This is a genomic window from Porphyromonas sp. KLE 1280, from assembly GCF_000700805.1.
In the GTDB taxonomy this organism is placed as follows: Bacteria; Bacteroidota; Bacteroidia; order Bacteroidales; family Porphyromonadaceae; genus Porphyromonas; species Porphyromonas pasteri.
The window spans coordinates 415911-430980 of record NZ_KL362962.1; the positions used below are offsets into that span (position 1 = coordinate 415911).

Below are 15070 nucleotides of genomic sequence, written 5' to 3' on the forward strand. Positions count from 1 at the left end.
ATTATAGGCGGAAGGCGAGCTCGGCATGCTTGACACCGGAGGCACTGCGTACCTTCTTAATGAGTCCGGTCAGGGCTTCGCGACGCTCGACATAGAGTACAAAGGAGCCGTGGAAGAGGCCGTCCTTCGACTGGATCGAGTAGCTGCGGAGCTTGACTCCCGATTCTTTACGAATGAGAGATGTGATGTTGGTGGCGATGGAGAGCTCGTCTCGCCCGACGACTTCGATGGAGGCGACCTGCGAGCTACCGCTTTCACCATTCCACTTAGCGCAGATGATCTTGTGTGGAGAGTGGGCGAACATATCTGGTGCATTGGGGCAGTTCATGCGGTGTACCTTGATGCCGCGGGTCGTCACAAGCCCGAAGATCTCGTCTCCATAGAGGGGACGGCAGCACTGGGCTAGACTATAAGCAACACCTGTGAGCCCTCTGTCGAGGATCAGCACCTCGGAGGTATTGATCTGATTGGATTCGCTCTCGCTCTCCTGATAGGTGAAGTCCTCGGCAGAGCGAGCGGAGCCAATGGAGGGCTGCGCCTCAATGAGCGAAACAGCAGCCAGCTCCTGCTCATAGAGGTTGAGGAACTCCTGCACATCGACCTTGCTGTGCGTCAGGTCGCGGTAGAAGTCGGAGAGCGTCTTGTAGCCCTTGCGTAGGGTGATGCGTATGAAGGCGGCTTCGTCGAAGGGGAGCTTGCGGTTCTTGATGCGACGCTGGATCATCTCCTTGGCGACACCGATACCAGCCTCTTCCTCTGCGCGGAGCAGCTGACGAATCTTAGCTTTTGCCTTGGGGCTTACGACGATGGAGAGCCACCCGGGCTTTGGGGACTGCTGCGGAGAGGTGAGGATCTCTACATTATCTCCATTCTTGAGCTGATAGCGCAGGGGGACGTTCTTCCCGTTGACCTTTCCCGATATCGCACGAGCTCCTACTCGGCTATGGATGGTGAAGGCGAAGTCAAGTAGGGTAGCACCTTGGGGGAGCTTCATGATCTCACCCTTGGGGGTGAAGACATAGATCTCCTGTGCTTTGAGTGTAAGGAGGGAAGACTCCAGAGTTTGGCGCTTCTCCTCTTCACCCGTAGCATCGTCACGTACGGTCTCCAGTGCTTCGCGTACGGAGGCGAGGAAGTCATCCAGACCACCTTCACTGCGGATGCCCTTGTAGCGCCAGTGGGCAGCGACGCCTTGCTCGGCGATGGCATCCATGCGCTTGGAGCGTATCTGTACCTCTACCCAGCGGTTCTCCGGTCCGAGTACGGTCGTATGCAGGCTCTCGTACCCATTGCTCTTGGGGATGGAGATCCAGTCCTTGAGTCGCTCGGGGTTCGGGCGATACATGTCGGTGACGATCGAGTAGATCTGCCAGCATACCTGACGCTCGCGCTCGGGTGGGACGTCCACGATGATGCGGATAGCAAAGACATCATAGATATCCTCGAAGGGGAGCTTCTTCAGCTTGTTGCTGATTGAGCTGACACTCTTCACGCGTCCCTTCATCTCAAATGAGACATCCTGGAGGTCTCTTAGCAAGGTCTCCCGTACGATGCGGATGAATTCGGCGATATAGGCATCACGTGCATCCTTCGTCTCACGTAGCTTGCGGGTGATGAAGCCGTAGATCTTCGGCTGCAGGTACATGAGGCAGAGGTCCTCCATCTCGCCCTTGATCTTATACAGCCCGAGGCGGTGGGCGATAGGGGCATAGAGGAAGGACACTTCGGATGCCAGCTCCTTACGATCCTCAGCGCGACGGATCATCGAGGCATGACGTAGGAGGTAGAGGCGGTAGGCGATGATGATGAGCACCACGCGCATATCCTCTGCCATCGAGATCAGCAGGTTGTGGAAGTTCTCCGAGCTGATGGTCTCCTTGCGCATATAGAGCTCGGAGGTGCGGACGAGTAGCTGCAATAAGCGCAGTACCTCTTCGCCGCAGACGCTCTTGATCTCATTGGGTGAGATGCGCCCAGCGGAGAAGGGTATATATAGGAGTACAGCGAGGATCGAATGGACATTGAGCCCGAGCTCTCTGTGGATGAGGCAGGCGACCTCCAGCTGTACGATGAAGTTGGGGATGGTGTGTATCTCCTCAGCCTCTGAGACAAAGGCTCCCTGCTCGAGGGCCTCGGCCAGCCACGTCCGTACCTGCAGGCGGCATGCTCTGTCCAGACGAGGCTGGAGGAGGCCGAGAAGGTAGCGGCTGGTACGGTAAATCTGTTGCTCTTGGGCGGGACTAAACATACGTTACTCTGCTGCGGAGTGTGATAAAACTTCGTTTGGCGAAAGGTACGAAATAAACCTATACGAGTGGAGGCTACCCTGCTATGGCAAGATAGCCTCCATCAATGGTGAGACCCTTAGACGTGGATATGAGGCTACATGCGCTCGGGCATCTCGATACCCAGGAGAGAGAAGCCAGCAGCGATCGTACGAGCGACGACCTCGGAGAGTGCGAGGCGGAAGGCACGCAGCTCTTCATTCTCCTCCTTGAGGATGGAGAATTCGTGGTAGAACTGATTGTACTCCTTCACAAGGTCATAGACATAGTTCGCGATGACAGCAGGGCTATACGTGCGAGCTGCTTCCTCTACGACATCTGCATATTCGGCGACCTTAGCGATGAGCTCCTGCTCCTTGGTGGAGATGGTAAACCCAGCGAAGGTAGCGGGGAGAGTGATACCCAGCTCCTCTGCTTTACGAAGGAGGCTGCGAATACGAGCGTAGGTGTACTGGATAAAGGAGCCTGTGTTCCCGTTGAAGTCAATACTCTCCTTGGGGTTGAAGGTCATGTTCTTGCGAGGGTCAACCTTGAGGATGAAGTACTTCAGTGAGCCTAGGCCTACGCGGCGAGCGACTTCGGCAGCTTCTTCAGCGGGCATATCCTTGCCCTTACCTTGCTCTTCTGCGATGGCACGGGCCGTAGCGACCATCTCGTCCATGAGGTCATCGGCATCGACGACCGTACCTTCACGGCTCTTCATCTTGCCGTCGGGGAGCTCGACCATACCATAGCTGAAGTGCACGAGCCCCTTACCGAAGGCATAGCCCAGGCGATCTAGTAGGAGAGAGAGCACCTTGAAGTGATACTCCTGTTCATTGCCTACGACATAGACCATCTTATCAATGGGGTGCTTGTCGAAGCGCATCTTCGCCGTACCGATATCCTGCGTGATGTATACCGAAGTACCGTCAGAGCGGAGGAGGATCTTGCGGTCAAGGCCTTCGTCTGTGAAGTCAGCCCAAACGGAGCCGTCAGGGTCCTGGACGAACTTGCCTTCCTTCAGCCCACGCAAGACTTCTTCCTTACCGAGGAGGTAAGTCTCCGACTCGTAGTAGATCTCGTCGAAGCTAACGCCCATGCGCTTGTAGGTCTCGTCGAAGCCAGCATAGACCCAGGAGTTCATCGTGCTCCATAGGCTGCGGATCTCTTCATCGCCATCCTCCCAGCGGCGGAGCATAGCGCGAGCGTCAGCCATCAGAGGAGAAGCTGCTTCAGCTTCTTCTTTGGTCTTGCCTTCGTTCATGAGAGCCGTAAGCTCGGCCTTGTAGTGCTTGTCAAAGAGGACGTAGAAGTCGCCGATCAGGTGGTCGCCCTTCTTCCCCGTGCTCTCGGGCGTCGCACCATTACCCCAGCGCTGCCAAGCGAGCATCGACTTACAGATGTGGATCCCGCGGTCGTTGACGATATTGGTCTTGAAGACGCGGTTGCCTGAAGCTTCGAGGATACGTGCGATGCTATACCCGAGGAGGTTGTTGCGCACGTGCCCGAGGTGTAGAGGCTTATTCGTGTTGGGCGAGGAATACTCGACCATGACGAAGGGGGCATCTGCCGTAGCTTGCTTATGCCCAAAGGTCTTATCACTGCGGATCGCATTGAAGTCCTCGACCCAGGCTGTAGGTGCGATGCTTAGATTGAGGAAGCCCTTGACGATCTGAATGCCCTCAACGAGGCTGCAATGCTCCTGGAGATAGGCACCGATCTCTTGTGCCGTAGCTTCGGGGTTCTTGCGGGAAATCTTGAGGAGAGGGAAGGCTACTAAAGTCCACTGACCCTCAAATTCACTGCGGGTCTTTTGGAATTGGAGTTGCTCGGGCGTAGGCATCTGCCCGTATAGAGCCTGCACAGCTCCAGCCGTCGCCTGCTGCAGGGACTGTATGATCGACATAAGCGGTAGATATATTTGTAATAAGTGGTGGGGATAGTCGCGAGAGGTGCGCCGGTAGATCCCCGCTTTATAGAGGTACAAAGGTAGTATTAATTAAGTGTTTGCTGATGAATAAAGCTTCTCCTTATTCAAAATCGAAGTAGCAGCTAAGGCTGGTGTGTATAGAGGAAGATATCTCCATTGCACTCCCCTCAGTGGGATCTTATCCTCGATTGATGGGGGTGGGGAGGTCATAGACATCCAGTCTACATTCTCTCTTTGTGCGTGCTAAAAGAATGCTAACGGAGGCTCAGGTAGGCTTGATAAACGAAGATCTTAGAGGGATGGGGTAATCGTGTGAAAAACGAATGCTTTATAATGAAGTGTGTTCAGAAGCCTTGCCATCTTTCTTAAGAGGATAGTATGAGCCTATATAGGTCCGCTCTGTGACCTATATGGGTGCGTGGGTAGAGCTATATAGTATGGTGAGGAAAGCTATATAGCTTTGTGAAGTGACCTATATTGGGTTGTTGCTCTGCGTAGGGATAAAAGTTGCGGACGAGTGGCAGATAAGTTTGGACTACGTACGTGGCTCTAATATCTACGTACGTGGATATTTGGACTGACGTACCTGGTCTTTAAGACTACGTACGTAGATAGAGAAAAACCACTACGTGAAGGCGCTTTTTTCTTCACGGAAACAGCACTTTTCCCTCCGCTGGATAAGAAGAATACGCGCGATAAAGCGAAGGGCTTGTGTATCTCTTCGGAGAGGTATATCGGGGAGCTGGGCGTGCGATACCTTATTGGTTTGTGCACGGAATAACTACTACTCTGATGGCAAACGAATACGACTGTATATCTGACCTCTATAGCATCACTCCGCGACTATTAGAGAAGGAGGTTATGTGCTGTGGTTTTTCTTTACCTTTGGATATGTGATGAACCCTCTATCATTTTGATTTTATGAGGGCTGACTTATCCTTAAAGCATCCTCTATGAACCGAACTTATATCGCGCTGCTCTTTATAATCTTCTTCTCGGTCACGGCACTCTGCGCTCAGTCCCATCGCTTGACGCTCGATGTCGTGGGTATGAAGGAGAAGAAAGGTAACCTCCTTATCTCCGTATATGACTCTGCGGAGGACTACCTCAAGAAGCCTGTCAAGACGCTGACCACTCCTGCCGATGCCTTGACGAAGCGTGTTGTCCTTGAGCTGGAGTCTGGTACCTATGCTGTCGTCATCTATCAGGATCTGAATAGCAATGGGAAGGTGGATCGCAACTTCTTCCGCCTGCCCACCGAGCCCTGTGGCTTCAGTCGTGATGCTCGTCCCAAGATGGGACCTCCCCGCTACAAGCCTGCTTCCTTCAGCCTCAATGAGGATACCGAGATACGGATCAAGATCAAGTAACACCAGCGGGCAGAAGCTCGTAACACCTTCGCAGACATGCCTCGTTCCCTTATTCTAAGTATCTTGTTCCTCCTCTTGGGGAGTACCTCGGCCCTACAAGCTCAGGATGCACGTGAGCTCCGAGGGCGAATAACCAACAGCTCCGATGATCCACTCTCGAAGGTGCAGATCCTCGACCAAGCTACAAGACGACAGCTTACTGAGACGGGGAAGGGTGGGGAATTTCATCTCAGCTTCCCCGATAGTGTAGAGCGTGTCTCGCTGCTCTTCCTCGCCGAAGGCTATCAGTCGAAGGTGATGCTCCTTCGCCCTTCATCCCAGATCTATCGGATCATCCTCTTTGAGGCGCAGCGGTCGATCGAGGGAGTTACCGTCTCTCGCCGAAGGCTTCTGCCGATCTCGGGCTATGCTCCACTTACCTCCCGCTTCACGACCTTGGATATACTCATGACGCCACGAGCCCTCGGTGATATCCTCGGTGGGCTGATGGAGGATCCCGATGCTCAGAGCTCCGATACTGATGGGCGACTCAGTCTGCAGGGCGGTGCTCCCCATGAGAGCCAGGTCTATATCGATGGCTTGCGTCTACCTAACCCCTATAGCCTTAGCTCCAAGAATTCATCGGTGCGAAGCCTCCTCTCACCAAGCGAATGCAAGGAGATAAACCTACTCTCGGGTGGCTACTCTGCTTCGATGGGACAGGCGCTCTCAGGGGTGATCCAGATCCTCTCTCGAGATACGAAGGATGTCAAGCCTGGGAGCCTCATAAGTCTTAGTAATATAGGACCCAGCTTCACATGGGCTCTGGGAGCACCTTCCTCCTCTACGAAGGTGGAGCTCTCAGCCAGCTATACCGACCTCTCCCTCTATGATCGGATCATGCCGAGCGCCTATCCTTATACTCGGAGCTTCTATAGTCCTTCCCTCACCGCTTCCCTCTGGCATGATCTTCCTCAAGCGATGCTCAAGGCCCAGCTGAGCTATACAGGGATGGGCATCGACTATAGGCCTAATGCCTCTATGCCTACATTCAATAGCCGCCTTCGCGAAGATCGCTACTATGGGCGTCTGACCTATGTGCGAAGCCTAAGCACAGCGTGCCAGCTGGAGGTAGGTGCCCATACTCAGTACTCCGACTTCTCGGGCTCATCCCTGGTATCGCCACAGGACCAAGTCCTTGATCATGATCTCTATGCCGAAGCCCGCCTTGCTCTGAAGTACAGCGGTGAACCCTTCTCCATCCTCGGCGGACTTGACTACAGCTGGAGAGATTTCCGTGAGACCTACGAACTCACAGGAGATCGCCACCAGCTGAACTTCACCAATCATCTACCCGTGTCCTTCCTTGAGGTTAGCTACCTCCACCGTGGCCTAAGCGTCAGCGCAGGGCTTCGCGGTGAGTATGCGAGCGTCCTCAATGTATGGAGTCTCTCCCCTCGCCTCTATGCAGGCTACAGACTTGGCAAACACGTCTTCTCCGCTTCGTGGGGGCGCTACACCCAGCTTCCCGAGAAGGAGATCCTCCGCTTTATGCCAGCGCTCAAGAGTAGCCGATCGGAGGTCTCCCAGCTCTCTTATAGCTATGGTGATAAGACGCCCCTTCTACAGTTCTCCCTCTTCTATAAGAGCTACCAACACCTCACCCGCACTCTGTCAGTGGGCTATCCCAAGCACTTCGATGACCAAGGGGGAGGGGAGAGCTATGGGCTTACCCTCTTTCATAAGGGGAGCCTTGGAGCTATCGCTTATTCGACCTCCTACTCCTATACCCAGGCTCGGATTAGCTATGATCGCTACCTCCATCCACTGGCCCCCAGCTACGTAAGTCCTCATACCTTCCGCCTCACGACTAAGTACTGGTCGGGGGCGCTGAGGAGTCTCTTTGGTTGTAGCTACTATATAGATGCGGGGACGAAGGGATATAGCTATGATCTCACACCTATTCAGCTCCCGAGGCGCTCTCGACTCGACCTCTCTTGGAGCTACCTCCCCTCCCAGAAAGTGCTTCTTCACATGGGCTGTACTAATGTCCTTGGGACGACAAACTACTGGGGTATCGAGCCTGATCCACTTACCCCTACAGAGGGGACACGTATCTCGACACCCTCCTCACGCTTCTTCTACATCGGTTGCTTCATCACCCTCTCGGGGAAGCAGAAGAAAACCCCTTAATGATCACCCTATCCACCTCACTTTAATTCTCTTATGATCATGCGACACCTTAGACACCTCCTGCCCCTCCTAACTCTTGCTCTGGGGCTCCTCTCTCCTTCGCTCAAGGCTCAAGACACAGCAGAGAAGAAGACTCCACCTACTCACCCTCTGACACTCACTGTCGACGGGATCACCGAGCCCAAGGGAGAGCTCCTCATCGCTATCTATAGTTCTGCGGAGAGCTATCCCCAGAATCCCTACAAGACGGCTATGGCAAAGGTCGACTCTCTCACTAAGACGGTCCTCATTGACCTCCCCGAGGGCTCCTATGGTATCAGTCTTTTCCAAGACGTCAATGGGAATAAGACCCTTGACTTCAATGGCTATATCCCCTCTGAGAAGTATGGCTTCAGCAATAATGCACCTGCTGACTATGGTCTCCCGAGCTTCAAGGATATTCTCTTCACCTTCAAGGTTGGAGATATCCAGTATATAACTCTGAGATAGCTTGAGCCTACACAAAAGAGCCCCCTTTGCCCGTGTGGTGAAGGGGGCTCTTTTCGTTTCAGCATACCAAGAGGGGTGTGCTTTATCGTGAATCCTTTGAGCTTGTAGAATAGATGCTCCATATTTGTCTGGATATAAGGCCTATATAGGGAGGGAAAACGAACCAGTACTGGTCACCAAAGCGAGCAGTACTGGTTGGCGCGCTGACCAGTACTCATTACATTGTGCGACCAGTACTGGTCCGATCGGTGACCAGTACTGGTTGATTTGAGGTGTCGCTATAAGTCCCAGCTATCCTCTATGGTAACTTCCTTGTGTGTAGTGCGATAAGTGATGAGCATCTCCTGCTGCGCTATCCGTGATATTTGCGAGAGAGCGATGGATGGATGCTTATGTATGGTGAAGGTGCTGGCTGGGCGGTCGGGAAACGCCTCGGAATACGTATATTTGTTCCTCAAAGGACTGGCCGCTCAGAGGCTGGTCACAGTATCTTGCTTCGCTTAGTACTACCATATCATATATGCAGTATCCTCTTCCTCGCTTCGAGCATCTTGCAGCCCTGCGTCATGCTTGGCAGCTCCTCAAGCAGCATAAGGCTCTCTATCGCTATCCCCTTATCATCACCATTCTCACGCTGGGATCGCTGGGATATATGTTCTTCTCGGGTCGCGCTTCATCCTCTTCTCTGGCGTCCTATCTTCCGCTGGTCGTTGGGACACTGAATGGGATCTTGACTTACCTCTTCCTTATGCAGGTGGTGAAGTTCTTCGCTGGCGAAGCTTATCCTGCGCGTACTCGTGTAGCCCGTCTCAAGCACTTTGCAGGCTTTGTCCTTCTGGCAGTACTCTTTGGCTTGGGGGCTGGTATGGGCTTAGTGCTCTTCTTCGTGCCAGGCTTTTACTTCCTGAACCGCTGCTTCTTAGCACCTATGCTTTACCTCGATGGTAAGGCGGGCGTCTTTGCTTCCTTCCGAGAGTCATGGACGCGCACGAAGGGACACTTCTACACACTCCTCGGTGCACTTGGTATCGTGCTTCTGTTCGCGATAGTGAATGCCCTGACACTGCAGCTGGCCTCGGTCATCATCCTGCCCATCGCGACTCTCTACCTCTTCATCCTCTACCGCTACCTGCAGGAGATCCCTCAGGATCAGATACCTGCTCTCTAAGCTGAGATGAAGTCTCCTATCACGCTTCGTGGGGTCGTCCGACGCCTACAATACTCCAAGCGTCTACTCATCAACCGCCGTGGGGATGGCGTTCATTCCCCTTTTGCCTTCCACTTCATCACTCGGGTCGTACGAAATCGTCGTCCGTACTACTGCTTCGAAGAGCTTCATGGCGAGGTGAAGCGCCGGAGAAAGGATGCGAAGACTTGCCCTCCTATCCATCGCGTGCGTACACTGGAGCTACTCTTCCGTACGGCTCACGAGCTGGAGGTAAAGAACATCCTCGTCGTGACTTCTCAGCCTACGACGAGCCTATTACCCGATTATCTCCGCCATACGGGCTATACCGAAGCCGTACACGTACTCTCTGTGGGCGAACTGCAAGGCGTGAGCCTTCCCTACTGTGATCTTCTGATCTGCGAATACCTTCCCGAGCGGGAAGTATTGGAGCAGCTTCTCAGCCAATGTATCTCCACTTCCCCGACACTTGCAGTTGCTCTCTATACGCCCAGCCCTCGCTGGCGTCGCTTTGTCAGTGGCCTCGATAAGCAAGTCGCTCCACGCCTCGCGCTCGACCTGATGGATCTCTGCCTATACTTCTATGACAAGCGCCTGACGCCATCTCGATACAAGGGGGTGTACTAAGCGCCTCTCTACTCACTCAACTATTACCTATCCTATTCATTTCGATGAAACGACTGACTTACTTCCTTTGCTTCGCTCTGGGGACGCTCTCCAGCTGTGGCGCTTCTGTAGCTCGTATGATCCCCGAGCCCGAGAAGGCTCAATCCTCCGATACTCCACGTACTCCCACTGTACGCGCCAGCGATGAGGCTGTGCAGAAGTACTTCGCCTCGACGCTCTCTGGTCGGGAGGAAGCTTTGCCCGCATCTTCCCTCTCACTTGAGGATATCAAGAAGGCGCGTACTCAGGTATGGCGCCTCTGGGCTGAAGCGAATAAGTCTCTATCTGAGGATAAGCTACCAGCACTCACGCCCCTCTCTAAGCAGAGTGTAGCTCATAGCTGGTTACTAACTCCAGAGATGTATAATGGGGAAAGCTTTAAGGCCGTGATGCCTTTCTACTACGGCTCGAAGGGAGATAAGCCCGAAGCTGGCTATCCGCTCTATCTCTATCTACACGGATCGGGGGAGAAGAAGGGGGAATGGTCTACGGGTTTGGCGTTGGCTCTTTCTTTTCAGGACAGCCCCTCCGCCTACTTCATCCCACAGATACCTAATGGCGAAGGCGTAGCAGATGGTCAACTCTATCGCTGGTGGCAGAAGTCGAAGCTCGAAGCATGGGAGAAACTCCTGCGTCAAGCCTTCCTTTCTGATCAGATTGATCCGAAGCGCGTCTACTTCTTTGGGATATCTGAGGGGGGATATGGCTCACAGCGCTTAGCTTCATATTATCCCGATTACCTCGCTGCTGCTGGACCTATGGCCGGTGGTGAACCTCTTATCAATGCGCCGGTAGAGAACCTCCAGCACGTAGCTTTCTCACTTCGCACGGGATACAATGATACTCAGTTCCACCGCAGCGAATTGACGGGCTACACGCGTGATGCACTTCAAAGCTTAGCTGCACAATATCCTGGCTACTACAAGCACTTCATCGACATCATCCCGAAGTATGGTCACGCTATACCTTATCAGTATACGACGCCCTACCTCTCGCAGCACGTGCGCACTCCTCAGCCAAAGCAAGTGAACTGGGAAGACTATCCCATCGACGGGCTCTACCGTAAGGGATGCTATAATCTTGCACCACTCAAGCGCCCTAAAGATAAGGAGCGCATTTACTATCAGGAGACTATCATGGGGAATACCGTAGATCTGAAGATCAACACGGTGAAGTACGTAGAGAAGAAGGTCAGTGACTGGTATACAAGCTTCCATCTCGTCCTGCTTTATGATAAGGTCTATGAGCCAGCTAAGGGAGGGAAGCTTCGCATCTACCTCAGCCCCGAGCTTCTTGATCTTAGCAAGCCTGTCCGAGTCTTAGTCAATGGGCAGCAGGTCTATTCGGGGATGGTGAAGGCAGACTGGTCACATCTCGTGGAGAGCTGCTCACGCTTCTTCGATCCCGAGCGTCTCTTCCCTGCAGCTATCGACATAGCTTACTAAGGCGCACGCCGTAGCGCGCTACGTATATATACAGTGATCCCCCTTGGCTTATCTGCGGATGGCCAAGGGGGATCAGTTTATTTCTCCAGCTCGATATAGGCGGAGAAGTGGGCTTCACTACTTGTCAGTAGGAGCGGTATAATGCTTTGGCTCGGCTGCTGGCGTGGTCCTCGCTCGAGACGGAAGACACCTTTGCGACCATCTGGTACGTATTGCTCGTAGGCGAAGTGCGCGAGTACGCCCATAGTTGTTCGGAGGTTGATCTCCACACAAGGATGAAGGCGCAGGCTCTCCCCATCGCGGTAGAAGAAGAGGTCAATACCGATATAGCCTGTGTACTGAGAGTCGGAGAGCTCTTCCTCGAGCCACGTGCACTGGGCATTGATGAGGGCGAGCAGAGCTTCTTCACTCATGAGCGAAGTTAGTCGCTCCCAGAGGTCTTCTGGCGATGTGAGTATGTTGCCAAGATAGGCACGTCCCGAGGGAAGTGTATCGAAGTGGGATAGGGCGAAGAAGCTTACCTCGCCGCTTTCACTTCGTATGTACTCAAGCGCCCAATTATCTATGACCTCAAGGTAGGGCTCGATGCTGACACTTCCACTTCGCGTACAGCTCCCGACAAGCGCTTCAAGGTGCTTCTCCTGCAGAGGAAGAGGGAGCGGAAATACTCCACGACCCGAGGAACTGTAAGGACGCTTGATGAGGACTCGAGTAGGATCGCCCAAGGGACGGGATTTGACGCCCTCGATAGCGGCACGCAGTCGCAGCTCAGTATCTGATTTGTCTACTCCCGCTTCGATCCAACGGGGTAGGAGGTCACTGGGATAGCCGAGCTGATCCGTCAGATATGCCAGCAGATCATAGCTGGCACGTCGGTGACTTAGCCGTAGATAGCTCGGTGTGATGGGCGGAAAGAGTAGGGTAGTAGAGAGGAAGAGTGGGCATTCTCTCAGCTCTCTCACGATATGATCATCCAGTCCCCAGAGGACGACACTCAGCTCGGCGGGGAGATCGCATCCAGCTGGTAGGTCATCGCCCTCAGCATTCAGCAGGCGTGCTGGTATTCCTTCGGGCGAAGCAGGTGCATAGATGAGGTCTTCTCCAGAAGCTAAGAGGCGCAAGAGCGGTGAGAGCTCGTGGCGCATCCATCGGATTTCCTTGGAGAGTGTGTAGCGCTTCTCCCGAGAGAAGCTTAGGGCTTCTTCGTGACCAGGGTTAAAGACCCACAGATGTGGGGTAGATGCGGTAGGATAAGCGTTCATATCAGGAGCAAAGATATGCAAAGTGCTCCGTCTTCCTGCACTTACATCCCTCAGAGGTTATAGGTGAGCGAGGAGAAGAATGTGCGACCTGGTGAGAGACTCCCGGTGATATTGACCTGCGTCGGGTGGTAGTCGAAGAGATTATCTGCTCCGACAGTGATCGTGAGTCGATGCTTATAGCGTGCCGAGACACTCATGCGGGAGAGGAGATAGCCTTCGTGCTCGAAGTAGGAATACTTACCCGTCGTCTCGTCCAGCTCGCTGAGCGTCACACTTCCTGCTCCACGCAGGGCGTAGGTCGCAGTGAGATCACAGTCGCTCCCCGTCTTGGTCTCGTAGGAAAGGGCTGCAGTGTAGTTGTGCGGACGAAGAGGAGCGAAGGGCTGACCATTGGCGCGGCTCTCAGCTCTGGAGAAGTCGTAGATGTAGCTGTAGTCACCATTGAACGTCAGTCCAAGAGGAAGGCGCAGGCGAAGGCTTGTCTGCAGGTTCAGCAGTCGGCTACGTTCACTCACATTCGTATAATGATAGGTGTTCGTACTCTTGGTCATCAGCGTGCCTATCTGGTTGGAGATGACATTGTACGAAGCGATACCCGTCAGACTCAAGTGCGAGGTCTGCCACTCGGGGGAGAAACTCAGCATCCGACTTACCTCGGGACGCAGGTGATCAGAGCCCTTGATGAAGAACATACCGAAGTGATCCCAGTCCATGAACTGCTCCTTGATCGACGGTGCACGGAAGCCTTCTGCATAGGAAGTGCGGAGCCTTACGCGACCAAGCTGATAGAGTACCGATGCACGTGGCGAGAAGTGTGCGCCGAAGCTGGAGTGTCTATCGAGGCGAAATCCCGTGACAAACGAGAGCTTCGGCACCAGATGCCATTCGGCCTGCCCGTAGAGTGTGCCGGCTGTAGCTTGGTGCCGTGTGGCGGCTGTAGTGAATCGCTCGCTTCTCAGACGCTCGTGGTAGAGCTCGATACCTGCATTGACGAGGACGGGAGTCTTCTCTTCGGCGCCGAAGTTGTACTGCAGGCGCACGGTATTGCCCGTGAAGTGGAAGATAGGTGTTCGCTCCTTGCTTACGGAGAGGAAATTATCACGATTGTAGAGCTCGTGATTGTAGTCGAGGCGCAAGTTGTGCAGCTCGCCAAATGCCTGATAAGCCTGCCCGCCCAGCGAATTACTGAGGTACTTATTACGTCTAAGTCCGTCGCCATCTTGGTCACGATAGCCGTAGCGAATATAGCCCGTCAGCTCGCGTCGTAAGTCTGATGTGCGGTAGCGTAGACGCTGAGAGAGATTGAGGCTCTTGCTGCCCATGACGGGAGTGGTCTCAGGTTGTGTGCCTTGTGTGGCTACGCTGTAGGCCGCTTGGTCGATGTAGCTAATGGAGGTCATCGAGCTGAAGGCGCCACGTACGATTTGTCCCGATGCGCTGTATCTCGTGACGCCCTCGCTACTGTGGTCGAAGGTCGCCGAGAGCTCCTCCTTGTGGCGAGCACGACGCGTGATGAAGTTGATGACGCCACCTATAGCATTCGACCCATACAGAGCCGAAGCCGCGCCACTAATCAGCTCAATACGCTCGACATTAGCCATGTCGATGCGGTTAAGATCCACCACTCCGTTGCCCTCCGAGGTCAGTCGCTCGCCGTCGACAAGGAAGAGGACGTGATCTCCTGAGAAGCCTTGGACCGAGACACGATACTGAGCGCCGTGTGCCGTGACGTTGATCCCAGGCAAACTCATTTGCAGGGCGTCGGCAGCAGAGCGTGGTGCGAGACGATCCAGCTCAGTACGTGAGATGATACGGGTGATGATGGGGAGCTTCTTCAGTGTGCGGGGCGTCTGAGTACCTGTGACGACGACGTCTTCGACCCGATGATCTTGGGTAAGGCTATCGCTCACGCTTTGGGCAAAGCCTTGAGTGAAGCTACCCGCTAACAGCGAAGGGAGGAGGAAGATATAGGTGTGCTTACAGCGCATACGTGGATCTATAACTGAATGGGCTACAAAGATAGACCGATTGCGAAGGCCTATCCATCCCCCTAAGTAGTGATATTTCCCGCCATCTATACCCGAAAGTGATTAGGAAATAAGGGGCTTCGGGAGGGCTTCTCTTTCCCTTTCGTAGTGCGGTATCTGGAGGGGCTGGCAAATGTTATATAACATTCGGTCAAATGTTATATTACTTTCAGTCAAATGTTATATTACTTTCGGTCAGAAGTTATATTACTTCCTAAAGCAGGGTATATTCCTCACGGCAGAAAGGTATATACCC

Annotated in this window: 10 protein-coding genes; 6 read left to right on the forward strand and 4 right to left on the reverse strand. The window is 53.7% G+C overall.

The annotated features are described in order from the left end of the window. Position 1: 1 nt before the first annotated feature. Both HMPREF1121_RS01640 and argS read right to left on the reverse strand, forming a co-directional pair. Positions 2 to 2248 carry a RelA/SpoT family protein gene (locus HMPREF1121_RS01640; protein WP_044114371.1) on the reverse strand — a complete coding sequence of 749 codons (2247 nt, stop codon included), beginning with the start codon at positions 2246 to 2248 and terminating at the stop codon, positions 2 to 4. A gap of 134 nt (positions 2249 to 2382) precedes the next feature. Then, a complete protein-coding gene (argS, locus tag HMPREF1121_RS01645; RefSeq protein WP_044114372.1) occupies positions 2383 to 4173 on the reverse strand; it encodes an arginine--tRNA ligase in 1791 nt (596 codons plus the stop codon). Positions 4174 to 5150: 977 nt separating this feature from the next. Here argS and HMPREF1121_RS01650 point away from each other — a divergent pair. From HMPREF1121_RS01650 to HMPREF1121_RS01675, 6 genes are all read left to right on the forward strand, one after another. Further along, entirely contained in the window at positions 5151 to 5567 is a 417-nt protein-coding gene (locus HMPREF1121_RS01650; RefSeq protein WP_044114373.1) for a DUF2141 domain-containing protein, read from the forward strand. A gap of 63 nt (positions 5568 to 5630) precedes the next feature. Then, on the forward strand, positions 5631 to 7739 hold the full coding sequence (locus tag HMPREF1121_RS01655; RefSeq protein ID WP_044114374.1) for a TonB-dependent receptor plug domain-containing protein: 2109 nt from the start codon (positions 5631 to 5633) through the stop codon (positions 7737 to 7739). 39 nt (positions 7740 to 7778) lie between these two features. Next, the gene (locus HMPREF1121_RS01660) at positions 7779 to 8228 is read left to right on the forward strand and encodes a DUF2141 domain-containing protein (protein WP_198004370.1); all 450 of its coding nucleotides are present in this window, start codon (positions 7779 to 7781) and stop codon (positions 8226 to 8228) included. Between the two features lie 520 nt (positions 8229 to 8748). Continuing rightward, on the forward strand, positions 8749 to 9396 hold the full coding sequence (locus HMPREF1121_RS01665; protein WP_044114375.1) for a hypothetical protein: 648 nt from the start codon (positions 8749 to 8751) through the stop codon (positions 9394 to 9396). Between the two features lie 6 nt (positions 9397 to 9402). Then, positions 9403 to 10041 carry a hypothetical protein gene (locus HMPREF1121_RS01670; RefSeq protein ID WP_044114376.1) on the forward strand — a complete coding sequence of 213 codons (639 nt, stop codon included), beginning with the start codon at positions 9403 to 9405 and terminating at the stop codon, positions 10039 to 10041. Between the two features lie 44 nt (positions 10042 to 10085). After that, complete coding sequence (locus HMPREF1121_RS01675; RefSeq protein WP_052353547.1) at positions 10086 to 11525, forward strand: hypothetical protein; 1440 nt, start codon at positions 10086 to 10088, stop codon at positions 11523 to 11525. Between the two features lie 77 nt (positions 11526 to 11602). Here HMPREF1121_RS01675 and HMPREF1121_RS01680 read toward each other — a convergent pair whose 3' ends face one another. Both HMPREF1121_RS01680 and HMPREF1121_RS01685 read right to left on the reverse strand, forming a co-directional pair. Continuing rightward, entirely contained in the window at positions 11603 to 12787 is a 1185-nt protein-coding gene (locus HMPREF1121_RS01680) for a hypothetical protein (RefSeq protein ID WP_044114377.1), read from the reverse strand. Positions 12788 to 12837: 50 nt separating this feature from the next. Continuing rightward, complete coding sequence (locus HMPREF1121_RS01685) at positions 12838 to 14775, reverse strand: TonB-dependent receptor plug domain-containing protein (RefSeq protein ID WP_044114378.1); 1938 nt, start codon at positions 14773 to 14775, stop codon at positions 12838 to 12840. Positions 14776 to 15070: the final 295 nt, after the last annotated feature.

What these genes read in the sequence shown, in the direction of transcription:
- HMPREF1121_RS01640 (WP_044114371.1), bottom strand. Translation starts at nt 2,248, where the DNA reads ATGTTTAGTCCCGCCCAAGAGCAACAGATTTACCGTACCAGCCGCTAC.
- argS (WP_044114372.1), bottom strand. Translation starts at nt 4,173, where the DNA reads ATGTCGATCATACAGTCCCTGCAGCAGGCGACGGCTGGAGCTGTGCAG.
- HMPREF1121_RS01650 (WP_044114373.1), top strand. Translation starts at nt 5,151, where the DNA reads ATGAACCGAACTTATATCGCGCTGCTCTTTATAATCTTCTTCTCGGTC.
- HMPREF1121_RS01660 (WP_198004370.1), top strand. Translation starts at nt 7,779, where the DNA reads ATGCGACACCTTAGACACCTCCTGCCCCTCCTAACTCTTGCTCTGGGG.
- HMPREF1121_RS01665 (WP_044114375.1), top strand. Translation starts at nt 8,749, where the DNA reads ATGCAGTATCCTCTTCCTCGCTTCGAGCATCTTGCAGCCCTGCGTCAT.
- HMPREF1121_RS01670 (WP_044114376.1), top strand. Translation starts at nt 9,403, where the DNA reads ATGAAGTCTCCTATCACGCTTCGTGGGGTCGTCCGACGCCTACAATAC.
- HMPREF1121_RS01675 (WP_052353547.1), top strand. Translation starts at nt 10,086, where the DNA reads ATGAAACGACTGACTTACTTCCTTTGCTTCGCTCTGGGGACGCTCTCC.
- HMPREF1121_RS01680 (WP_044114377.1), bottom strand. Translation starts at nt 12,787, where the DNA reads ATGAACGCTTATCCTACCGCATCTACCCCACATCTGTGGGTCTTTAAC.
- HMPREF1121_RS01685 (WP_044114378.1), bottom strand. Translation starts at nt 14,775, where the DNA reads ATGCGCTGTAAGCACACCTATATCTTCCTCCTCCCTTCGCTGTTAGCG.